At 72.2% G+C, this 21,826-nt stretch carries 15 protein-coding genes; 10 read left to right on the forward strand and 5 right to left on the reverse strand.

Annotation, left to right across the window (positions count from 1 at the left end):
* The first annotated feature begins 188 nt into the window (after positions 1 to 188).
* The 3 genes from OG711_RS25905 (at position 189) to OG711_RS25915 (ending at position 3,483) form a co-directional block, all read left to right on the forward strand.
* The gene (locus OG711_RS25905; RefSeq protein WP_329560730.1) at positions 189 to 1,346 is read left to right on the forward strand and encodes a Gfo/Idh/MocA family protein; all 1,158 of its coding nucleotides are present in this window, start codon (positions 189 to 191) and stop codon (positions 1,344 to 1,346) included.
* Positions 1,343 to 2,560 (forward strand): dihydrodipicolinate synthase family protein, encoded by a 1,218-nt coding sequence (locus tag OG711_RS25910; protein ID WP_405674071.1) that lies wholly within the window; start codon positions 1,343 to 1,345, stop codon positions 2,558 to 2,560. Before OG711_RS25905 ends, OG711_RS25910 begins: the two co-directional genes overlap by 4 nt.
* A gap of 116 nt (positions 2,561 to 2,676) precedes the next feature.
* On the forward strand, positions 2,677 to 3,483 hold the full coding sequence (locus OG711_RS25915; RefSeq protein ID WP_329564029.1) for a sugar phosphate isomerase/epimerase family protein: 807 nt from the start codon (positions 2,677 to 2,679) through the stop codon (positions 3,481 to 3,483).
* Positions 3,484 to 3,731: 248 nt separating this feature from the next.
* Here the strand turns inward: OG711_RS25915 and OG711_RS25920 are convergent, their stop codons facing one another.
* Entirely contained in the window at positions 3,732 to 4,661 is a 930-nt protein-coding gene (locus OG711_RS25920) for a ribokinase (protein ID WP_329560732.1), read from the reverse strand.
* A 185-nt stretch (positions 4,662 to 4,846) separates the two neighbouring features.
* On the opposite strand from OG711_RS25920, the gene recD2 reads away from it, so the two are divergent.
* Both recD2 and OG711_RS25930 read left to right on the forward strand, forming a co-directional pair.
* Positions 4,847 to 7,057 carry an SF1B family DNA helicase RecD2 gene (gene recD2, locus OG711_RS25925; RefSeq protein WP_073793783.1) on the forward strand — a complete coding sequence of 737 codons (2,211 nt, stop codon included), beginning with the start codon at positions 4,847 to 4,849 and terminating at the stop codon, positions 7,055 to 7,057.
* A gap of 224 nt (positions 7,058 to 7,281) precedes the next feature.
* Positions 7,282 to 8,592, forward strand: a complete 1,311-nt coding sequence (locus OG711_RS25930; protein ID WP_187337635.1) for a citrate synthase — start codon at positions 7,282 to 7,284, stop codon at positions 8,590 to 8,592.
* A gap of 1,098 nt (positions 8,593 to 9,690) precedes the next feature.
* On the opposite strand, the gene OG711_RS25935 is transcribed toward OG711_RS25930, so the two are convergent.
* From OG711_RS25935 to OG711_RS25950, 4 genes are all read right to left on the reverse strand, one after another.
* Complete coding sequence (locus OG711_RS25935) at positions 9,691 to 12,060, reverse strand: heavy metal translocating P-type ATPase (RefSeq protein WP_329560736.1); 2,370 nt, start codon at positions 12,058 to 12,060, stop codon at positions 9,691 to 9,693.
* 233 nt (positions 12,061 to 12,293) lie between these two features.
* Positions 12,294 to 12,527: a heavy-metal-associated domain-containing protein gene (locus OG711_RS25940; protein WP_073793781.1), complete on the reverse strand. Its 234-nt coding sequence runs from the start codon at positions 12,525 to 12,527 to the stop codon at positions 12,294 to 12,296.
* Between the two features lie 460 nt (positions 12,528 to 12,987).
* Positions 12,988 to 13,203 (reverse strand): helix-turn-helix transcriptional regulator, encoded by a 216-nt coding sequence (locus OG711_RS25945; RefSeq protein ID WP_073793780.1) that lies wholly within the window; start codon positions 13,201 to 13,203, stop codon positions 12,988 to 12,990.
* 489 nt (positions 13,204 to 13,692) lie between these two features.
* Positions 13,693 to 14,616, reverse strand: coding sequence for a sugar phosphate isomerase/epimerase family protein (locus tag OG711_RS25950; protein ID WP_329560739.1), 924 nt, complete (start codon positions 14,614 to 14,616; stop codon positions 13,693 to 13,695).
* 338 nt (positions 14,617 to 14,954) lie between these two features.
* Here OG711_RS25950 and iolC point away from each other — a divergent pair, with 338 nt between their 5' ends.
* The 5 genes from iolC to mmsA all read left to right on the forward strand — a co-directional run bounded on the left by iolC (position 14,955) and on the right by mmsA (position 21,365).
* Positions 14,955 to 15,893 (forward strand): 5-dehydro-2-deoxygluconokinase, encoded by a 939-nt coding sequence (iolC, locus tag OG711_RS25955; RefSeq protein ID WP_266518226.1) that lies wholly within the window; start codon positions 14,955 to 14,957, stop codon positions 15,891 to 15,893.
* 65 nt (positions 15,894 to 15,958) lie between these two features.
* On the forward strand, positions 15,959 to 16,816 hold the full coding sequence (locus tag OG711_RS25960; protein WP_107499424.1) for a Cgl0159 family (beta/alpha)8-fold protein: 858 nt from the start codon (positions 15,959 to 15,961) through the stop codon (positions 16,814 to 16,816).
* Between the two features lie 127 nt (positions 16,817 to 16,943).
* Entirely contained in the window at positions 16,944 to 17,780 is an 837-nt protein-coding gene (gene iolB / locus OG711_RS25965; protein WP_073793777.1) for a 5-deoxy-glucuronate isomerase, read from the forward strand.
* Between the two features lie 124 nt (positions 17,781 to 17,904).
* Positions 17,905 to 19,788, forward strand: a complete 1,884-nt coding sequence (gene iolD, locus OG711_RS25970) for a 3D-(3,5/4)-trihydroxycyclohexane-1,2-dione acylhydrolase (decyclizing) (protein WP_329560741.1) — start codon at positions 17,905 to 17,907, stop codon at positions 19,786 to 19,788.
* Positions 19,789 to 19,862: 74 nt separating this feature from the next.
* Positions 19,863 to 21,365: a CoA-acylating methylmalonate-semialdehyde dehydrogenase gene (mmsA, locus tag OG711_RS25975; protein ID WP_073793775.1), complete on the forward strand. Its 1,503-nt coding sequence runs from the start codon at positions 19,863 to 19,865 to the stop codon at positions 21,363 to 21,365.
* Positions 21,366 to 21,826 lie beyond the last annotated feature (461 nt).

The following is a 21,826-nucleotide window of genomic DNA, read 5'->3' on the forward strand; positions in this document are numbered from 1 at the left end:
CGGCCGTCCGTTCCGCCGGACCGGAACCGGTCCCCCGCGCGGTACCGAAACGCACCACAGGGCATCGGCGGGGCGCGGGCCCTTGTGACGTGCTCCCCGCGCGGGCTAGTGTCCCGGGTTTAGAAAGCGCTTGCTGTCCATGTTCGCGGGCAAGCCGGTCCGGCCTGCGGCGGTACGGAGGGATGTCGATGAGCGTCAGAACACTACGGATCGCGATGAACGGTGTGACCGGCCGTATGGGCCACCGTCAGCACCTGGTCCGGTCGATCCTCGCGATCCGCGAGCAAGGCGGGGTCGATATCGGTGACGGCACCACCGTGTGGCCGGAACCTGTGCTCGTCGGCCGCCGCGAGGCGGCGCTCCACGCCCTGGCCAGGGAACACGGACTGGACCCCGGGAACACCTCGACGGACCTGGACGCCGTCCTCGCGGACGACTCGATCGACGTCTACTTCGACGCGCAGGTCACCTCCGCGCGCGTGGACGCCCTCAAGAAGGCCATCGCGGCCGGGAAGCACGTCTATGCGGAGAAGCCGTCCGCGACCGGCCTGGACGACGCCCTGGAGCTGGCCCGTCTCGCGCGCGTGGCGGGCATCAAGCACGGGGTGGTCCAGGACAAGCTCTTTCTGCCCGGCCTGCGCAAGCTGGCGCGGCTCGTGAAGAGCGGCTTCTTCGGCCGAATCCTGTCGGTGCGTGGCGAGTTCGGATACTGGGTGTTCGAGGGCGATCAGCAGCAGGCGCAGCGTCCGTCGTGGAACTACCGCGCGCGGGACGGCGGCGGCATCACCCTGGACATGTTCCCGCACTGGGAGTACGTCCTGCACGAACTGTTCGGCCGGGTCCGCTCCGTACAGGCACTCGCCGTCACCCACGTCCCGCGCCGCTGGGACGAACAGGGCGAGCCCTACACCGCGACGGCCGACGACGCCGTGTACGGGATCTTCGAGCTGGACGGCGGAGCGGTCGCGCAGCTCAACTCCTCGTGGACGGTGCGGGTGAACCGGGACGAACTGGTGGAGTTCCAGGTCGACGGCACGGAGGGCTCCGCCGTCGCCGGGCTGCGCGGCTGCCGGGTGCAGCACCGCGCGGTGACCCCCAAGCCCGTCTGGGACCCCGATGTACCCGTCACCCACGCGTTCCGCGAGGACTGGCAGGAGGTCCCCGACAACGCCGACTTCGACAACGGCTTCAAGGCCCAATGGGAGCTGTTCCTGCGGCATGTGTGCGCCGACACCCCGTACACATGGGACCTCTTCGCGGCGGCACGCGGTGTGCAGCTCGCCGAACTGGGTCTGCGGTCTGCCGCCGAGGGCCGCCGCGTCGAGGTTCCGGAGCTGACCCTGTGACCCTGTCGCTGCCCGGAGCCGACGGTGTCCTGCGTCCCTACACCTCGCCCGCCACGCGCGCGTACCCGCCCCGAACCTCACCGCGCTCCCAGTCCCCGCCCCCGCCGCCGCCACTGTCCCCGTCCCCGTTCAAGTCCGCCGAACCGTTCACCTCGCGTGTGGTGTTCGCGGCGGCCCATGTGGTGGCCGACCCGCTCGCGGACCGTGGACCTGACGATCCCGCCGCGATCGACTGGGACGCCACCCTCGCCTTCCGCCGCCATCTGTGGTCGCACGGCCTCGGCGTGGCCGAGGCCATGGACACCGCGCAGCGGGGCATGGGCCTCGACTGGACGGGCGCCGCCGAACTGATCCGGCGGTCCGCCGCCGAGGCCGGTGCGGTCGGCGGCCGGATCGTCTGCGGCGCGGGTACCGACCAGCTCACCGGCCCCGCCGACCTCGCGGCGGTACGCGCCGCCTACGAGGAACAGCTCGCGGTGGTCGAAGCGGCCGGTGCGGGCGCGGTCCTGATGGCGTCCCGCGCGCTGGCCGCCGCCGCGCGGACCCCCGACGACTACCGCGCGCTCTACGGGGAACTGCTCCGCCAAGTGACGCGGCCGGTGGTCCTGCACTGGCTGGGACCGATGTTCGACCCGGCGCTGGCGGGCTACTGGGGCTCGCCCGATCCCGACGCGGCGACGGACGTCCTGCTGGACGTGGTGGCCGCGCACCCCGGGAAGGTCGACGGCGTCAAGGTCTCGCTGCTGGACGCCGGACGTGAACGGGAGCTGCGCCGCGGACTGCCCGACGGGGTGCGCTGCTACACCGGTGACGACTTCCACTATCCGGAGCTCATCGCGGGCGACGGGACGCACACCAGTGACGCGCTGCTGGGGGTGCTCGATCCGCTGGCGCCCGTGGCGGCCATCGCGCTCCGGCTGCTGGACGACGGTGACACGGCCGGGTTCCGTGAGCTGCTCGACCCGACCGTGACGCTGGCCCGTCAGCTGTTCCGGGAGCCGACCCGGTACTACAAGACCGGCGTGGTGTTCCTCGCCTGGCTCGCCGGACATCAGTCGCACTTCACGATGGTCGGCGGCCTCCAGTCCGCACGGTCCCTGCCCCACCTCGCCCGGGTCTACGAACTGGCGGACGGTCTGCGCCTGTTCCCGGACCCGGGTCTCGCCGAGCACCGGATGCGGACCCTCCTGACCCTGCACGGGGTCGAGCGATGACCGCCCGACCGGCCTCCCACCCCGGAGCCGGGGCGCCGGAGCCGCACACGGGCGCCCAGGGCCCTTCCCGGCGCCGTTCCGACACCGCTGCCCTGGCCCGGTTCAGCCTCAATCAGATGACCGTCCGCGGGCTGTCCTTGCCCGAACTGGTCGACGCCTGCGTGGCGTCGGGGGTCGGCTCGGTCGGTCTGTGGCGCGAGCCGGTACGGGCCCATGGGGTCGAGGCCACGGCCCGGCTGGTGCGGGACGCGGGCCTCACGGTGAGCACGCTGTGCCGGGGCGGCTTCCTCACGGCGACCGACCCCTCGGCGCGGGCTGACGCCCTCGCCGACAACCGCGCCGCCGTCGACGAGGCCGCCGCGCTCGGTACCGACACGCTCGTCCTGGTCTCCGGAGGGCTGCCGCCCGGTGCGCGCGACCTGGGGGCCGCCCGGGAACGGGTCGCCGCCGCCCTGCACACGCTCGCCCCGTACGCCGCCGACCGTGGCGTACGGCTCGCGATCGAGCCGCTGCACCCGATGTTCGCCTCCGATCGCTGCGTGGTGTCCACCCTGGAGCAGGCCCTGGACCTCGCCGAACGCTTTCCCGCCCGGCAGGTCGGCGTATGCGTGGACACGTACCACCTGTGGTGGGACGACCGGGCCCCCGCGCAGCTCACGCGCGCGGGGGAGTCGGGCCGGGTGTTCGCCTTCCAGCTCGCGGACTGGGTCACCCCGCTGCCCGAAGGTGTCCTCAACGGACGCGGTCAGCTCGGGGACGGTGTCATCGACCTGCGCGAGTGGCACGCGCGGGTGGACGCCGCCGGATACTCGGGCCCCGTCGAGGTGGAGCTGTTCAGTGACTCGCTGTGGGCGAGGGACGGCCGTGAGGTCCTGACGGAAACCGTCGACCGCTATCTGCGGCACGCGACCGGCCCGCCGTAGCCTCCCGACCGGCACCCCGGCACCCCGGCACCCCGGCACCCCGGCACCCCGGCACCCCGGCACCCCGGCACCCCGGCACCCCGGCACCCCGGCACCCCGGCACCCCGGCACCCCGGCACCCCGGCACCCCGGCACCCCGGCACCCCGGCACCCCGGCACCCCGGCACCCCGGCACCCCGGCACCCCGGCACCCCGGCACCCCGGCACCCCGGCACCCCGGCACCCCGGCACCCCATTCAGGCGTCCCGTCACCCGGCGGTGGCGCGCGCGACCTCGTCCGCCGTCGGGAACGACGCCTGCGCACCCCGCCGGGTCACCGCGACGGCCCCGACCCGCGCCCCGTAGGCCGCCGCGGTCGGCAGGTCGTCCCCGGCGCCGAGCCGTCGGACGAGGGCGGCGGTGAACGCGTCCCCCGCCCCTGTGGTGTCGACCGCCGACACGGGCACCGCCGGCACCCGTGCCGTCCCGCGTGCGTCGGCGACCAGGGCGCCCTCCGCGCCCAGGGTGATCACGACGGAGCGCGGCCCCAGGGCCAGCAGTCCCCGGGCCCAGTCCTCCGGCCGCTCACCGGCCGCCCCCTCACCCGTGTCCCCGAGGACGACACGGGCCTCGTGCTCGTTCACGATCAGCGGGTCGCACGCCGCGAGGACCTCGGGCGGCAGGGGCGCGGGCGGTGACGGGTTGAGCGCGAACCGGGTGCCGGGGCCGAGCAGCCGCACCACCTCGCCGACCGTGTCGAGCGGGATCTCCAACTGCGCGGAGACCACCCGCGCGGAGCGCAGCGCCGGCAGCGCGTCACGGACATCGGCGGGCGTCAGCCGGGCGTTGGCGCCGGGCGACACCACGATGCTGTTGTCGCCGGACGGGTCCACGGTGATCAGGGCGACCCCGGTCGGCGCACCGCCCGTCCGTACCCCGGAGACATCGACATCCGCCGTTCGCAGACTGTCGAGCAGCAGGCGTCCGTGGTCGTCGTCGCCCACGCGCGCGAGGAGCGCGGTCCGGGCGCCCAGACGGGCGGCGGCGACCGCCTGGTTGGCGCCCTTGCCGCCGGGATGGACGGCCAGGTCGGAGCCGAGCACCGTCTCCCCCGCGCGGGGACGGCGTTCCACCCCGATCACCAGATCGGCGTTGGCGGACCCCACGACCAGCAGGTCGTACGTGTACGTGTCGTCCATCCGTCTTCTCTCCCTTGTCACGGTGGCCCTCGTCAGGTGGCCTCCGCCGAGTGTGTGCCCTCCGGCTGCCCTCCCGCGTGCGCCCTCCCGCGCGGCAGGGCCGAAGCGGGCCGGGGCGCGTGTCGTGGCGTGCGTGGACATGCGGCGCGGCCGGGGGTGTCAGCGGCGGGAGGTAGCGTCTTGGCATGGCGAATCCGGCGGAGTTGGAAGGGGTCCTCGAACGGATCACGTATGCCAACGAGGAGACCGGCTACACCGTCGCGCGGGTGGACACCGGCCGCGGCGGCGATCTGCTCACCGTGGTGGGGGCGTTGCTCGGTGCCCAGGTGGGGGAGTCGCTGCGGATGCGCGGCCGCTGGGGCTCCCATCAGCAGTACGGCAAGCAGTTCCATGTGGACGACTACTCGACCGTGCTGCCCGCCACCGTGCAGGGCATCCGCCGCTACCTCGGCTCCGGCCTCGTGAAGGGCATCGGCCCGGTCTTCGCCGACCGCATCACCCAGCACTTCGGGGTCGACACCCTGCGGATCATCGAGGAGGAGCCGAAGCGCCTCATCGAGGTCCCGGGCCTCGGACCCAAGCGCACCGGCAAGATCGCCGCCGCGTGGGAGGAGCAGAAGGCGATCAAGGAGGTGATGCTGTTCCTCCAGAGCGTCGAGGTGTCCACGTCCATCGCCGTCCGCATCTACAAGAAGTACGGCGACGGGTCGATCACCGTCGTCCGTGACGAGCCCTACCGGCTGGCCGCCGATGTGTGGGGCATCGGGTTCCTCACCGCCGACCGCATCGCACAGTCCGTGGGCATCCCGCACGACAGCCCGGAGCGGGTGAAGGCGGGCCTCCAGTACGCGCTGTCCCAGTCCACCGACCAGGGGCACTGCTTCCTCCCCGAGGAACGGCTGATCGCCGACGCGGTGAAGCTCCTCCAGGTCGACACCGGGCTCGTCATCGAGTGTCTGGACCAGCTCGCCGCGCAGGACGAGGGCGTCGTCCGCGAGCGGGTGCCCGGCCCGGAGGGCGATCCGGTGACGGCGGTGTACCTGGTGCCGTTCCACCGGGCGGAACTCTCCCTGTCGGCACAGCTGCTGCGGCTGCTCGGCACCGGCGAGGACCGGATGCCGGCGTTCCAGGACGTCGCGTGGGACAAGGCCCTGGCCTGGCTGGCGGACCGTACGGGGACCGAGCTCGCGCCGGAGCAGCGGGAGGCCGTCAGGCTGGCGCTGACCCGCAAGGTGGCCGTACTGACGGGCGGCCCGGGGTGCGGCAAGTCGTTCACGGTCCGGTCCATCGTGGAGCTGGCCCGCGCCAAGCGCGCGAAGGTCCTGCTCGCGGCCCCCACCGGGCGCGCCGCGAAGCGCCTCGCCGAACTGACCGGCACCGAGGCATCGACCGTGCACCGGCTGCTCGAACTCAGGCCCGGCGGCGACGCCTCGTACGACCGGGAGCGTCCGCTGGACGCCGATCTGGTGGTCGTGGACGAGGCGTCGATGCTGGATCTGCTGCTGGCGAACAAGCTGGTCAAGGCGGTGCCGCCGGGAGCGCATCTGCTGTTCGTCGGTGATGTGGACCAGCTGCCCAGCGTCGGCGCGGGCGAGGTGCTCAGAGACCTCCTCGCGGAGGGCGGCCCCGTGCCCGCGGTGCGGCTGACCCGGATCTTCCGGCAGGCCCAGGAGTCGGGTGTGGTGATCAACGCGCACCGCGTCAACTCCGGTCTGCCGCCCGTCACCGAGGGCATGAAGGACTTCTTCCTCTTCGTCGAGGAGGACACCGAGGAGGCCGGGAAGCTCACTGTCGATGTCGCCGCGCGGCGGATTCCGGCCAAATTCGGGCTCGATCCCCGGCGCGATGTGCAGGTGCTCGCGCCCATGCACCGGGGGCCCGCCGGAGCGGGAAACCTCAACGGCCTGCTCCAGCAGTCGATCACCCCGGGCCGCCCCGACCTGCCGGAAAAGCGGTTCGGCGGCCGGGTCTTCCGCGTCGGCGACAAGGTCACGCAGATCCGCAACAACTACGAGAAGGGCGTCGCGGGTGTCTTCAACGGCACCGTCGGTGTCGTCACCTCGATGGACCTGGACGAACAGCGGCTGACGGTGCTCACCGACGAGGACGAGGAGGTGCCGTACGACTTCGACGAACTGGACGAACTGGCCCATGCCTACGCCGTCACCATTCACCGTTCGCAGGGGAGCGAATATCCGGCCGTAGTGATCCCGGTCACCACGGGTGCCTGGATGATGCTGCAACGGAATTTGCTCTACACGGCTGTGACGCGCGCCAAGAAGATTGTCGTCCTCGTGGGTTCCCGCAAGGCTCTGGGCCAAGCGGTGCGCACGGTGTCGGCGGGGCGCCGATGCACCGCGCTGGACTTCCGGCTGTCCGTCCGGTCCGGCCCGTAGGAGTGATCCGACCGTTCCGACACCCATCGGGCGGTTTGATCGATCAAACGAGTCGGAAAGGTCACACGAGGCTTCCGGAACCAGGGCGAAGGGGGCAGGATGGGCAGGCTGGCGGCACTGAGTGCCGCCAACTGGCCCAATGGTCGACCCCGAGTGCACTCTCCTGCGCCAAATGGGGGATGGTAGAGACAGTCAGGGCACCTCGAAGATGAGGCACTACGTCGGTGAGGGAAGACGTGAGCGAGAAACGCGACAACGCTGTAGTACTGCGGTACGGCGACGGCGAGTACACCTATCCGGTGATCGACAGCACCGTCGGCGATACGGGCTTCGACATCGGGAAGCTGCGCTCCCAGACGGGTCTGGTCACACTGGACAGCGGCTACGGGAACACAGCCGCCTACAAGTCGGCCATCACCTATCTCGACGGTGAGGAGGGCATCCTCCGGTACCGGGGATACCCCATCGAACAGCTTGCGGAGAGCTCCTCCTTCCCGGAGGTGGCCTATCTGCTGATCAACGGTGAACTCCCCACGGTCGACGAGCTCTCGGTCTTCCGCAACGAGATCACCCAGCACACCCTGCTGCACGAGGACGTCAAGCGGTTCTTCGACGGCTTCCCGCGCGACGCCCACCCGATGGCGATGCTGTCGTCGGTCGTCAGCGCGCTGTCCACGTTCTACCAGGACAGCCACAACCCGTTCGACGAGAAGCAGCGTCACCTCTCCACGATCCGGCTGCTCGCCAAGCTGCCCACGATCGCGGCGTACGCGTACAAGAAGTCGATCGGTCACCCGTTCGTCTATCCGCGCAACGACCTCGGGTACGTCGAGAACTTCCTGCGTATGACCTTCTCGGTCCCCGCGCAGGAGTACGACCTCGACCCGGTGGTCGTCAACGCGCTGGACAAGCTGCTCATCCTGCACGCGGACCACGAGCAGAACTGTTCGACGTCCACGGTGCGTCTGGTCGGCTCGTCGCAGGCGAACATGTTCGCGTCGATCTCCGCCGGGATCTCCGCCCTCTGGGGCCCGCTGCACGGCGGCGCCAACCAGAGCGTGCTGGAGATGCTGGAGGGCATCCAGGCGAGCGGTGGCGACGTCGACTCCTTCATCCGCAAGGTGAAGAACAAGGAAGACGGCGTGAAGCTCATGGGCTTCGGGCACCGCGTCTACAAGAACTTCGACCCCCGGGCGAAGATCATCAAGGCGGCGGCGCACGATGTCCTGTCGGCGCTCGGCAAGTCCGACGAGCTGCTCGACATCGCGCTCAAGCTGGAGGAGCACGCGCTGGCCGACGATTACTTCGTCGAGCGCAAGCTCTACCCGAACGTCGACTTCTACACCGGCCTGATCTACCGGGCCATGGGCTTCCCGACCGAGATGTTCACCGTGCTCTTCGCGCTCGGCCGGCTGCCCGGCTGGATCGCCCAGTGGCACGAGATGATCAAGGAGCCGGGTTCCCGTATCGGTCGCCCGCGCCAGATCTACACGGGTGTCGTCGAGCGCGACTTCGTGCCGGTCGAGCAGCGCTGAACCCGCTCGTACCGGAACGCACGGCCGACGCGGGAAGAAACGGCCGCGCGACCGGTACCGGCCCCAGCTGAGCCGCGGGCCGGTGCCGAACCACCGGTACGCGGTGTGGAGGAAGGGGTACCGCCCGGTCCGGGGGCGGTGAACCCCCACTCCACCCCGGGTGCCGTTCCGCCGGCGGGTCACCCGCCGGCAGTACCGGAGCCGTGAGCCCGACGCGCACACGTCGGGCCCGGCTCTTCCGGCGCCGCACGCGCGCCGTCGTTCCCGAAGGCCGCCACCTCCGTCCGGCGGACCCGCCGGGAACCGTACTCATCGGGCACCGCCTACGCGGTGCCCGATCTTCGTTGTGCCCGACCCTGATGCCTGACCCTGATGCTCGGTGCCGGTGCCGGTGCCGCGTCAGGCGTCGGGCAGTCAGGCGTGCGGTGCGGTCGGGCAGTCGGGTACTTCGGAACCCCGGTCGTGGGACCGTCGCAGGGTCCAAGGGCGCCCCCGCTCCCGCGTGCCACTCCCGCGAGCCCGTCAGAGGCCCGTACGCGGCCTCGTGGCCGTCGCGAGGCCAGGGAGGAAGGCTCGGGAGCCGGTAAGGGCCGGAAGGGGCCGGGGAATCCGCGAGGGGGCCATGCCGCGCCGTGTATCGGCCCGGGCGTCCTCGCTCCACCCCGAACAGGCGGAAGGCGCCCCCCTGCCAGTCCCCCCACGGGCTGACAGTCGGGGCGCCTTCCTTTGTCCCGGTGCGGATTCCCCCCACGGGATCCGGCCGGGCGTTCTTGGGCAGCGCTTGCTGCTGGGGTATGTGCCACTGCGGCCTGCCGGGACCCGTACGCACGGGAGGGCCGCTCAAAGCTCCCCGGTGCACGTGCCCCGGCAACGCACTTCGGGGATGTCCCCCAAGACATCCCCGATGTCAGAAACGCCCCCCAAGACGTTTCTGGCATCGCCTTCTTAGACTCACCAGCATCCTCGATGGTTACGTCGAGAGAGCTGTGATCTATGTCTCCTGCATATGTCCATCTACCTGCGCAAGAGCCCCGTTATGGCGATCGGGGCTCAAGCGTAAGGATGTTGCGTGGGGTCTGTGAAGGGCCCCGGGGATAGTTACCGGAATGTCCTCAGTCGCAGGCTGTTCGTGACCACGAAAACCGATGAGAAAGCCATGGCCGCCCCCGCGATCATCGGATTGAGCAGTCCCGCCGCCGCGAGAGGCAGTGCAGCAACGTTATAGCCGAAGGCCCAGAAAAGGTTCCCCTTGATGGTGGACAACGTCTTCCGGGAGAGCCGGATCGCGTCGGCGGCGGCCCGCAGATCGCCCCGGACCAGGGTCAGATCGCTCGCCTCGATCGCCGCGTCCGTGCCGGTGCCCATGGCGAGCCCGAGGTCGGCGGTGGCGAGGGCGGCGGCGTCGTTCACCCCGTCACCGACCATGGCCACCGTCCGGCCCTCGGCCTGAAGTCGCCGTACGACCTCGACCTTGTCCTCCGGCATGACCTCCGCGATCACCTCGTCGATACCGACCGCGCGGGCGACGGACGCGGCCACGGCCTGGTTGTCGCCCGTCAGCAGGACCGGCGTCAGACCGAGGGCGCGCAGTTCGCGTACGGCCTGCTCGCTGGTGTCCTTGACCGCGTCGGCGACGGTGAGCACCCCGCGCGCGGTCCCGTCCCAGGCGACGGCGACCGCCGTACGGCCCTCGGCCTGGGCGGTGGCGAGGTCCCGGGACAGGGCCTCGGGCAGTTCGACGCCCGCTTCCGTGAGCAGCCGGGTCCGGCCCACCAGCACCTGGTGGCCCTCGACCTCGCCCCGGACGCCCAGCCCGGCGACGTTCTCGAAGGCGGTGGGTACGGGCAGCGCCCCGGCGCGCTCCGCGGCCCCTGTGGCGATCGCCTGGGCGATGGGGTGCTCCGAGGCGTGTTCCAGGGCTCCGGCGAGCCTCAGGAGCCGCTGAGCGGCCTCCTCGGGGGTGCCGGTGGCCTCCGGTCGCGGCGCGACGATGACGTCCCGCAGTGTCATCCGGCCCGTGGTGACCGTGCCGGTCTTGTCGAGGACCACCGTGTCCACGCGCCGTGTCGACTCCAGGACCTCCGGTCCCTTGATCAGGATGCCGAGCTGGGCGCCCCGCCCGGTGCCGACCATGAGCGCGGTGGGCGTCGCGAGCCCCAGCGCGCAGGGGCACGCGATGATCAGGACCGCGACGGCCGCGGTGAACGCCGAGGCGGTGTCACCCGTGACCGCGAGCCAGCCGCCCAGGGTGCCGAGCGCGATGACCATGACGACGGGGACGAAGATCCCCGAGATCCGGTCGGCGAGGCGCTGCACCTCGGCCTTGCCGTTCTGGGCGTCCTCCACCAGCCGTGCCATCCGCGCCAGCTGGGTGTCGGCGCCGATCCGGGTGGCCTCCACCACGAGCCGGCCCCCGGCGTTCACGGTGGCGCCGGTGACGGGATCGCCCTCGCGCACGTCGACCGGGACGGACTCCCCGGTCAGCATCGACGCGTCCACCGCGGACACGCCCTCCACCACGACACCGTCGGTGGCGATCTTCTCGCCGGGCCGGACGACGAAACGGTCGCCCACGGTGAGTTCGCCCACCGGGAGCCGTACCTCGGCGCCGTCCCGCAGCACGGCCACGTCCTTGGCGCCGAGCTCCATCAGGGCGCGCAGCGCGGCACCCGCGCGGCGCTTGGAACGGGCCTCCAGATAGCGGCCGAGCAGGATGAACGTGATGACGCCCGCCGCGACCTCCAGATAGATCGCGGAGGAGCCGTCCGTGCGCGAGACGGTGAGGTCGAAGCCGTGCCGCATACCGGGCATCCCGGCGTGCCCGAAGAACAGCGCCCACAGCGACCAGCCGAACGCGGCCAGGGTGCCGACCGACACCAGGGTGTCCATGGTGGCCGCGCCGTGCCGGGCGTTGGTGAACGCCGCGCGGTGGAACGGCAGGCCGCCCCAGACGACGACAGGGGCCGCGAGCGTCAGCGAGAGCCACTGCCAGTTGTCGAACTGGAGCGCCGGGATCATCGCCATCAGGACCACGGGCACCGACAGAGCCGTGGACACCATCAGACGCTGGCGCAGGGCGGCGAGCTCGTCGCCGCCCGCCCTCGCGCCGGTGTCCGCGTCGCCGGTGCCGTCCGGGGCGGTGCCGGGCTCGGGCGTGGGCGGCGGGGGGACCTCGGCGGTGTACCCGGTCCGCTCGACCGTGGCGATCAGGTCGGCCACCTCGACGGCCGCCGGGTAGGTCACCCTGGCCTTCTCGGTGGCGTAGTTGACGGTGGCGGTGACTCCGTCGAGACGGTTGAGCTTCTTCTCGACGCGTGCGGCGCAGGAGGAACACGTCATGCCGCCGATGACCAGCTCGACCTGGGACAGCGGGGTGTCCGGGGAACTGGTCGCGGCGGTCGCGGACGCCGGGGGCGCCCCGGAGGTGCCGGGCGTCCCGGAGGGTGCCTCTGGTGCGGTGCTGCTCATGTCCGACTCCCGGAAACGGACCGTGCCGCGGGCGTGTGGCGCGCCGGGCGGATGCGGCCCTGAGGTCGCTGCTCAGGGTTGATGGTGAAGGGGTGTTGCGGAAGGCGTGCTGCTGAAGGCGCTGCTCAAGGTGGGGCGGTGCGGCCGGGGCGCGCGGGGTGACGGCGTCGGCCCCGCGCACCGACCCGGTTCATCGGGCGGGGTGCGCGGGGCGGGGACGCCGGCGGGGTGGATCAGGCGCGGCCGGTCAGCTCGTAGCCGGCCTCGTCGACGGCGGCCCGTACGGCCTCCTCGTCGAGCGGGGCGGCGGAGATCACGGTGACCTGGCCGGTGGCGGCGACCGCCTTCACCGAGCTCACTCCGGGCAGCGCGGAGACCTCGGTGGTGACGGCGCCTTCGCAGTGGCCGCAGGTCATCCCGGTCACCTGGTAGACCGTGGTCACGGAGTCCTGGGTCTGGGCGCTCATGTCGTTGCTCCTCGGATGGGTCGGTCGGGTCGGGTGGCGGTGCGGATGGTGCCCGCGCCGCACGGCGTGCCGGGGGTTCCTGTGTCGCGGGTTCCTCCCGACACTCATCAGACTATACCCCTAGGGGGTATAAAGCCAGAAGGTGTGGAGCGAGTGCGGGGCGACCCTGCGGCCGGTCCGCACGCGACGGCCGGTCGGGCGCGGCGGTGCCGCGGGGGCCGTGCGCGTCCGGGGTGGCCCATCGGTGCGTGAGGCTACTCCTGGTGGGGCCGTTGCGGAGGGTGCGGCGGTGCCGGATGCGGATGTCCGCTGTCCGGAGGCGGGCGGCAGGCGGCAGGTGGTAGGCGGCAGGCGGCTTGCGGCTCCGGGTGCCCCGGGTCCGTCGCGCCCAACGCGCCCAACGCGCCCGGAGCGTCCCGCGGCCTCGGGTGCCCCAGGCCCGTCCCGCCCGCGTGGCGGGTCAGCCCTGCTCCTGGCGGCCGCTCCTGCGGTAGCGGTATCCCGGCCTTGAGGCCACCCAGGTCCGGATGGTGTCCGCGTACCAATAGGACTTGCCGCTCTCGACCACGTCCGGCGGGGGCATCAGGCCGTGCTTGCGGTACGAGCGGACGGTGTCCGGCTGTACGCGGATGTGAGCGGCGATGTCCTTGTACGACCAGAGCCTCTTGTCGGTCACAGCGGTACCTCCCCACGAGTGCCACAGGGGCGGCAGGGGGGCCGCCGGTGAGCTGGGCACCGCGTTGGTGATCACTCAGCCTGTGCCCAGGGGCCGATCCGGGGAGAGGGGACAAGAGGGACTGTCGGGGACGCGTGACGCAAGTCCCGCGTACTCGGGACATGTGTGACAGAAAGCGAATCTTTGTGACGTGAGTGATGCAAGCGGTCGGGCGGTTCCGCTGGCGGTGCGCTCGGCAATCCGCGCACAGCGCGGGAACGTTCAGCCTGAACGTTTCTGCGAAATCATGTGTCAGGGCCCTCGCCGCGTCCGCGCGGGCGCGACCTCGCGGACGGGCGCACGGGTCGCCATGGAGGGCTCACCGCTCGTCCGCCCCGGTTTCCCTGCCGCCCGGGCCCCTGCGGGTGCCAGACGGTCGCACAGGGCCCTTCTTGAGCCTCCTGGGCTGGAAGCCCGCCGGTCCGTCTGGCAGGGTGCGCCGAGGCACCGTCAGGCCCCGCAGGAGCGGAGATAGGCGCGGGTGCGGCGGGCGATGGGGAGCGGCTTGTCCGGCTCGCAGGGGTACATGTCCTGCTCCACGATGGCGAACAGCTCCACCCCGAGCCGCTGGGCCGCGGCGAGGACGGGTTCGAGCGCGGGCACCCCGGTCGGCGGTTCGCACATGACGCCCCGGGCCACGGCCGGGCCGAAGGGCGTTTCCTGGGCGCGCACTTCGGCGAGCACCGCCGGGTCGACCTGCTTGAGGTGGAGGTATCCGACGCGCTCCCCGTAGGTCTCGACGAGTTTGACGCTGTCACCGCCGCAGTAGGCGTAGTGCCCGGTGTCGAGGCACAGCGACACCAGGTCCGGGTCGGTGCCGTCGAGGAAGCGGGTGACGTTCTCCTCGGTGTCGACATGGGTGTCGGCGTGCGGATGGACGACGATCCGCAGGCCGAATCGTTCCCTCACCTCGCGTCCCAGCCGTTCCGTCTGCGAGGTCAGTGCCCGCCACTGGGCGGCGGTGAGGGTGCGGTCCTCCAGCACCTCGCCGGTCCTGTCGTCCCGCCAGAACGAAGGGATGACGACCAGATGTCCGGCGCCCATCGCCTGGGTGAGGGCGGCTACCTCGGCCACATGGGCCCATGTGCTGTCCCATACGGCGGAGCCCCGGTGCAGTCCGGTGAAGACGGTTCCGGCGGACACCCGCAGGCCCCGGCGGGCGGTCTCCTCGGCCAGGACGGCGGGATCGGTGGGCAGATAGCCGTAGGGGCCGAGCTCGATCCACTCGTACCCCGAGGCGGAGACCTCGTCCAGGAAGCGCCGCCACGGCACCTGCCGCGGATCGTCGGGGAACCACACACCCCAGGAATCGGGCGCCGAGCCGATACGGATTCGGGAGAGCGGGGAGGACGGGTTCCCGGCCGGAGTGGTCATACGGCTCAGACTTCCGGCCGTCCGAGAAGGGTGTCAAGGACTGGTCCGAATGTCCGGACAAAATGTTGACAGGGCTCGGTGACCGGCATTAGACCTGACACGACAGCAGGACCGGAACGGCCCCGGGCGGGACGGCCGGACCGGAGCGGGGCACCGGTGTGTGTCCCGGTCCGCCGGATGTCCGACGGTGGCCGCTGACCGCCGTCGCGAAGGCGGCCGGGCGCGGCGCCGATACAGGACACCGGCGCGCAGGCCGAGGAAGGGACGTGCAGGTGACCGGCCCGCAGGACGAGAACCGCGAGGACGACGGTCCCGGTACCCCGTACGACGTCATCGTGATGGGCCGGATCGGTGTCGACCTGTACCCGCTCCAGACCGGGGTACCCCTCGCCGACGTCACCACGTTCGGGAAGTTCCTCGGCGGATCCGCGACCAATGTCGCGGTCGCGGCGGCCCGGCTCGGCCGGCGTACGGCGGTCATCACCCGCACCGGGCCCGACCGGTTCGGCGACTATCTGCACCAGGCGCTGCGGGACTTCGGTGTGGACGACCGCTGGGTCACCCCGGTCGAGGGCACCCAGACCCCCGTCACGTTCTGCGAGGTGTTCCCGCCGGACGACTTCCCGCTGTACTTCTACCGCCGCCCCAAAGCGCCCGACCTGGTCATCCACCCCGCGGAACTGGACCTGCCCGCCATCGCCGCCGCCCGGGTGTTCTGGATGACCGGCACCGGCCTCAGCGAGGAACCGAGCCGTACGGCGACCCTCGCCGCCCTCGCGCACCGCGCCGGGGCCGCCGGGCCGGGAGCCACCGTGTTCGACCTGGACTGGCGGCCCATGTTCTGGCAGGACCCCGAGAGCGCCCGCCCCCACTACGCGCGTGCCCTGCGCCACGCCACCGTGGCCGTCGGCAACCTCGACGAGGTGGAGATCGCCACCGGGGAACGCGAGCCGCACGCGGCGGCCCGCGCGCTCCTCGCCGCGGGTGTACGGCTCGCCGTGGTCAAGCAGGGCCCCAAGGGCGTCCTCGCGCTCTCCGCCGACGGGGAGAGCGCCGAGGTGCCGCCGCTGCCGGTGACCGTCCTCAACGGCCTCGGCGCGGGCGACGCGTTCGGCGGTTCGCTGTGCCACGGTCTGCTGGCCGGCTGGGACCTGGAACACACCATGCGGTACGCGAACGCGGCGGGCGCGATCGTCGCGTCCCGACTGGAGTGCTCGTCCGCGATGCCCGTACCCGCCGAGATCGAGGCCGCCCTCGCCGCGGGGGAGGTCCGGTGAGCCCCCGCACACCGCTGTCCGGGCGCACCGGTGCCACCGCCCGCCCCCATGTCGACCCGGGCGCGCTGGCGCGCACCCGCGCGCGCCACCCCGAAGCCGTCGCGGAGGCCGCCGCGCGCCGGGTGCGAAGGCCCCTGCTGGGTGACTCCGGACGGCTGATGATCGTCGCCGCCGACCACCCCGCGCGCGGGTCCCTCGCCGTCGGTGACCGGCCCTTCGCCATGGCCAACCGGGCCGATCTGCTCGAACGGCTCTGCGAGGCGCTGTCCCGCCCCGGGGTCGACGGAGTGCTGGCGACCGCCGACGTCCTGGACGATCTGCTGCTGCTCGGCGCCCTCGACGGCAAGGTCGTCATGGGCTCCATGAACCGGGGCGGACTCGCCGGTTCCGCCTTCGAGCTGGACGACCGCTTCACCGGGCACCGGCCGTCCGACCTGGCCCGCCTCGGCTTCGACGCGGGCAAGCTGCTGCTGCGGATCGACTACGACGACCCCGGCTCGCTCACCACCCTGCACACCGCCGCGCGCGCCGTGGACGAGATGGCGGGCCTGCGGCTGCCGGTGTTCGTCGAACCGTTCCTGTGCCGCCGCGCGGACGGGACGCTCCGGACGGACCTCGGCGCCGACGCGGTCACCCGGTCGATCGCCATCGCCTCCGGACTCGGCGGCAGTTCCGCGTACACCTGGCTCAAGGTGCCCGTCACCGACGACCCCGACGACATGGCCCGGGTCATGGAGACCTCCACGCTTCCCGCCGTGCTGCTCGGCGGCGATGTGGGCGACGACCAGGACGCCGCCTACGGGAGGTGGCGCGACGCCCTGCGGCTGCCGACCGTACGGGGCCTGGTGGTGGGCCGTTCGCTGCTGTACCCGTCCGACGGTGATGTCACGGCGGCGGTCGACACGGCCGTGGCACTGCTGTGAACGCCGGGGGCGGGCCCCTGCCCGGCGCACCGCGAACGCGCTCCACGCGCGCGGTGCGTCCTGCCACCGGCACCCGTCCGGGCCACCGCGAGGCACCACATGCCCGTGCGACGGGTAGGGGAACACCGTGAGCGACGACAACCTGTACCTGCCCCGGGGCTCGGCCGTGGACGGCCCCTACGACATCGGCGTCGGTCCCGGGTCGCCGGGACGGCCCGGCTGGTCCTTCACCAGCCTGCGGGTCCTCACGCTGGACCCCGGTGCGTCGCACACCCTGGACACCGGGGAGAGTGAGTGGATCGTGCTGCCTCTCTCAGGTGGCTGCACGATCGGGGTGGAGGGCGGCATCATCGAACTGGTGGGCAGGGAGGACGTGTTCGGGCAAGTCAGCGACTTCGCCTACCTCCCGCGCGACACCCACGCCCAGATCGCCTCCGGTGCGGGAGGCCGCTTCGCCCTGGCAGGAGCGAAGTGCGAGCGCCGACTCCCCGCCCGCTACGGCCCCGCGCCGGAGGTTCCCGTCGAGGCCCGCGGCAGCGGGGTCAGCGCCCGGCAGGTGCGCAACTTCGCGTCCGCGGACGCCTTCGAGTGCGACCGGCTCATCGCCGTCGAAGTGGTCACCCCTGGCGGCAACTGGTCCTCCTACCCGCCGCACAAGCACGACGAGCACCGCCCGGGGCAGGAGTCCGTGCTGGAGGAGATCTACTACTTCGAGTGCGAGCCCGCCGAGGGCGGCCGCCCGGGCTTCGGCTACCAGCGGGTGTCCCCCTCGCGCGCGGGCGGCGCCGACGTGCTCGCGGAGGTGCGCTCGGGGGACGCCGTCCTGGTGCCCGACGGCTGGCACGGTCCGTCGATCGCCGCGCCCGGCCACCGTATGTACTACCTCAACGTGATGGCGGGACCGGGTCCCGGACGGGAGTGGCGGATCAGCTTCCACCCCGACCACGGCGAGGGCTACCGATGAACGACGACCACCGAGGCACCAGGGCCACCAGATCCGCCGACGACAGCCGCACGCACGGCAGCCGCCCGGGGGACAGCCGCCCGGCGGACAGGGCGACGGGGGCACCGCAGACCAGGAGGCACCGATGACCGCGCCGATCAGGCTCACCGTCGCCCAGGCGCTCGTCCGCTTCCTCACCGTCCAGTTCACCGAACGCGACGGGGAACGCCATCGGCTCATCGGCGCCACCTGGGGCATCTTCGGCCACGGCAACGTCGCCGGTATCGGGCAGGCGCTCCTGGAGAGCGCCGCCGACATGCCGTTCCACCAGGGCCGCAACGAACAGGCGATGGTCCACGCGGCCGTGGGCTACGCCCGCCAGAGCGGACGGCTGTCCACCCACGCCGTCACCACGTCCATCGGCCCCGGCGCGACCAACCTCGTCACCGGCGCCGCGCTCGCGACCGTCAACCATCTGCCCGTCCTGCTGCTGCCCGGCGACACCTTCGCCACCCGGCCCGCCGACCCCGTCCTCCAGCAGCTCGAAGTGCCGTACGCGGGCGATGTGTCCGTCAACGACTGCCTGCGGCCCGTGTCCCGCTACTTCGACCGGATCACCCGCCCCGAGGCGCTGATCCCGGCGGCCCTCCAGGCGATGCGCACGCTCACCGACCCGGCCGCCACCGGGGCCGTCACCCTCGCGCTGCCGCAGGACGTGCAGGCCGAAGCGTACGACTGGCCAACGGAGTTCTTCGCGGAACGGATCTGGACGGTCCGCCGGCCACCGCCCGACCCGGACGAGCTGACGGCCGCCGTCGCGGCCGTACGGGCCGCCCGGCGCCCACTGGTCGTCGCGGGCGGCGGAGTCCGCCACAGCGCCGCCGAGGACGCGCTACGGGCCTTCACGGCGGCGACCGGCGCCCCCGTCGCGTCCACCCAGGCCGGCAAGGGGGCCCTCCCCTGGGACGACCCGGCCGATGTCGGCGGAATCGGCCACACCGGTACGGCCACCGCCGACGCGCTCGCCCGGACCGCCGACCTCGTCCTCGGCGTCGGCACCCGCTGGACCGACTTCACCACCGCGTCCGGCACCCTCTTCGCCCCCGGCACCCGCTTCCTCAATCTGAACATCACCCCCTACGACGGCCACAAGATGGCGGGCCTGCCGCTGATCGCCGACGCCCGCGCGGGCCTCGACGCGCTCACCCGCGCGCTCACCGGAGCGGACCCGTACCCGCCCGACCCCGCGTACCGCGCCGAGTACACCCGGGCGAAGGCCCACTGGGAGACCCGCGTCGACACCGCCTACGCCGCGCCCGACCCCACCGCCCGCCCCACCCAGACCCAGGTGCTCGGCGCCCTCGACGCCCTGGTCACCGCCGACGACATCGTCGTCAACGCGGCCGGCTCCCTCCCCGGCGACCTGCACAAGCTCTGGCGCGCCCGGTCCCGTGACCAGTACCACCTGGAGTACGGCTACTCCTGCATGGGCTACGAGATCCCCGCCGCCATCGGGGTACGGCTCGCCGCACCCGGCCGGCCCGTCTGGGCGCTGGTCGGCGACGGCACCTATCTGATGATGCCCACCGAGATCGTCACCGCCGTCCAGGAAGGCGTACCGATCAAGGTGGTGATCCTCCAGAACCACGGCTACGCGTCCATCGGCGGACTGTCCGCGTCGGTCGGCGCGGAACGCTTCGGTACGGCCTACCGCCACCGCGCCGACGACGGCACCTTCACCGGCGCCCCGCTGCCCGTCGACCTCGCCGCGAACGCCGCCAGCCTCGGTATGCGCGTCCTGCGCGCGCGGACGGTCGGTGACCTGCGTGAAGCACTCGCCGTCGCCCGCGCCTCGGACGTACCCACATGTGTCTACACGGAGACCGAAACGCCAGACACAGTGTCGGGCGCGCCCCCGGCACAGGCGTGGTGGGATGTGCCCGTGGCCGAAACGGCGACCCGCGCGGCCGCCGTCGAGGCCCGCGAGGAGTACGACCGGCAGGTGACGGCCCGCCGCCGCTCCCTGTGAACGGCGCGCCCGTCCCGCGCGCCCCGAGGGATACGGCGCCCCCCGACGCCCGCTTCGAGAGTAGGGAACTTGTCATGACGAAGACCGTCCACCACTGGATCGGCGGGACGACCGTCGAGGGCGCCTCGGGTACCTACGGCCCGGTCACCGACCCGGCGACCGGCCAGGTCACCACCCGGGTCGCGTTCGCGGACGCCGACGAGGTGGACGCGGCGGTCGCCGCCGCGCGCGAGGCGTTCGCCACCTGGGGCACCTCGTCGCTGGCCAAGCGCACCTCGGTGCTGTTCGCGTTCCGCGCGCTCCTCGACGCCAACCGGGACGCCATCGCCGAACTGATCACCGCCGAGCACGGCAAGGTCCACTCGGACGCGCTCGGGGAGGTCGCGCGCGGTCTGGAGGTCGTCGACCTCGCGTGCGGGATCGCCGTACAGCTCAAGGGCGAACTGTCGACGGAGGTCGCGAGCCGTGTCGACGTCGCCTCGATCCGCCAGCCGCTCGGGGTCGTCGCCGGCATCACGCCGTTCAACTTCCCGGCGATGGTCCCGATGTGGATGTTCCCGCTCGCCATCGCGTGCGGCAACACCTTCGTCCTCAAGCCCTCCGAGAAGGACCCCTCCGCCGCGATGAAGCTCGCCGAGCTGCTCGCCGAGGCGGGCCTGCCGGACGGGGTCTTCAACGTCGTGCACGGGGACAAGGTCGCCGTCGACCGGCTCCTCACCCACCCGGACGTGGCCGCCGTGTCGTTCGTCGGCTCCACCCCGATCGCCCGGTACATCCACACCACCGCGTCCGCCCACGGCAAGCGCGTACAGGCGCTCGGCGGCGCCAAGAACCACATGCTGGTCCTCCCGGACGCCGACCTCGACGCGGCGGCCGACGCCGCCGTCTCCGCCGCGTACGGCTCCGCCGGGGAGCGCTGCATGGCCATCTCCGCGGTGGTCGCCGTCGGCGCCGTCGGTGACGAACTCGTCGCCCGCATCAAGGAGCGCGCCGAGAAGATCAAGATCGGCCCCGGCAACGACCCCGCGTCCGAGATGGGGCCGCTGATCACCGCCGCCCACCGCGACAAGGTCGCCTCCTACGTCACCGGTGCGGCGGCCCAGGGCTCCCAGGTCGTCCTCGACGGCACCGGGTACACCGTCGAGGGCCACGAGGACGGCCACTGGATCGGGCTCTCGCTGCTCGACCACGTCCCGACCACGTCCGACGCCTACCGGGACGAGATCTTCGGCCCCGTGCTGTGCGTGCTGCGCGTCGACTCCTACGACGAGGGCATCGCGCTGATCAACGCGTCGCCGTTCGGGAACGGGACCGCGGTCTTCACGCGCGACGGGGGTGCCGCGCGGCGCTTCCAGCTGGAGGTCGAGGCGGGCATGGTCGGCGTGAACGTGCCGATCCCCGTGCCGGTGGGGTACCACTCCTTCGGTGGCTGGAAGGACTCCCTCTTCGGGGACCACCACATCTACGGCAACGACGGAACGCACTTCTACACACGCGGGAAGGTCGTCACGACCCGCTGGCCCGACCCCTCCGAGGCCCCCACCGGGGTCGACCTCGGCTTCCCCCGCAACCACTAGTCCCCGTCACGGGGAGTCCCGCGGTCACGTCCACCTCGGGTCGGACGTGGACCCGCTCCAGGGTTCCCCGTGCCGGGCCCACTTGTCCCTGTACGGGTCGTCCGTGGGTGCGCAGTTCCCCGCGCCCCTCAGGTCGCGCCCCTTGCGGTTCCCGTTCGGCTGCGGATAGCCCTTGGCCGCTCGCGCAGTTCCCCGCGCCCCTTGGGTTCCACACCTGGACGTACTTGTTCCTGTGCGGGTCGTCCGGGGGTGCGCAGTTCCCCGCGCCCCTTTGGGGGCGCCCCATCATGTTGTCCGTCGTCTGCGGAACCATCCTCCCCGCGCACCCGCCCGGCTGCGGGAGGGGGTGGGCGGGAATCTCTGCCCGCAGACTCCGACGCCACCAGTACGGCCACTGGACGTCCGTACCGAGCGTGTCGGATCGAGGACGGAGAATCCCGACCGGCACCGACCCGAAGAAC

Origin of the sequence: Streptomyces uncialis (assembly GCF_036250755.1) — a bacterium.
GTDB lineage: Bacteria > Actinomycetota > Actinomycetes > Streptomycetales > Streptomycetaceae > Streptomyces > Streptomyces uncialis.

Coding starts and splice junctions, on each gene's coding strand:
- OG711_RS25905 (WP_329560730.1), top strand. CDS start 189: ATGAGCGTCAGAACACTACGGATCGCGATGAACGGTGTGACCGGCCGT.
- OG711_RS25915 (WP_329564029.1), top strand. CDS start 2,677: ATGACCGTCCGCGGGCTGTCCTTGCCCGAACTGGTCGACGCCTGCGTG.
- OG711_RS25920 (WP_329560732.1), bottom strand. CDS start 4,661: ATGGACGACACGTACACGTACGACCTGCTGGTCGTGGGGTCCGCCAAC.
- recD2 (WP_073793783.1), top strand. CDS start 4,847: ATGGCGAATCCGGCGGAGTTGGAAGGGGTCCTCGAACGGATCACGTAT.
- OG711_RS25935 (WP_329560736.1), bottom strand. CDS start 12,060: ATGAGCAGCACCGCACCAGAGGCACCCTCCGGGACGCCCGGCACCTCC.
- OG711_RS25940 (WP_073793781.1), bottom strand. CDS start 12,527: ATGAGCGCCCAGACCCAGGACTCCGTGACCACGGTCTACCAGGTGACC.
- OG711_RS25950 (WP_329560739.1), bottom strand. CDS start 14,616: ATGACCACTCCGGCCGGGAACCCGTCCTCCCCGCTCTCCCGAATCCGT.
- iolC (WP_266518226.1), top strand. CDS start 14,955: ATGGGCCGGATCGGTGTCGACCTGTACCCGCTCCAGACCGGGGTACCC.
- iolD (WP_329560741.1), top strand. CDS start 17,905: ATGACCGCGCCGATCAGGCTCACCGTCGCCCAGGCGCTCGTCCGCTTC.
- mmsA (WP_073793775.1), top strand. CDS start 19,863: ATGACGAAGACCGTCCACCACTGGATCGGCGGGACGACCGTCGAGGGC.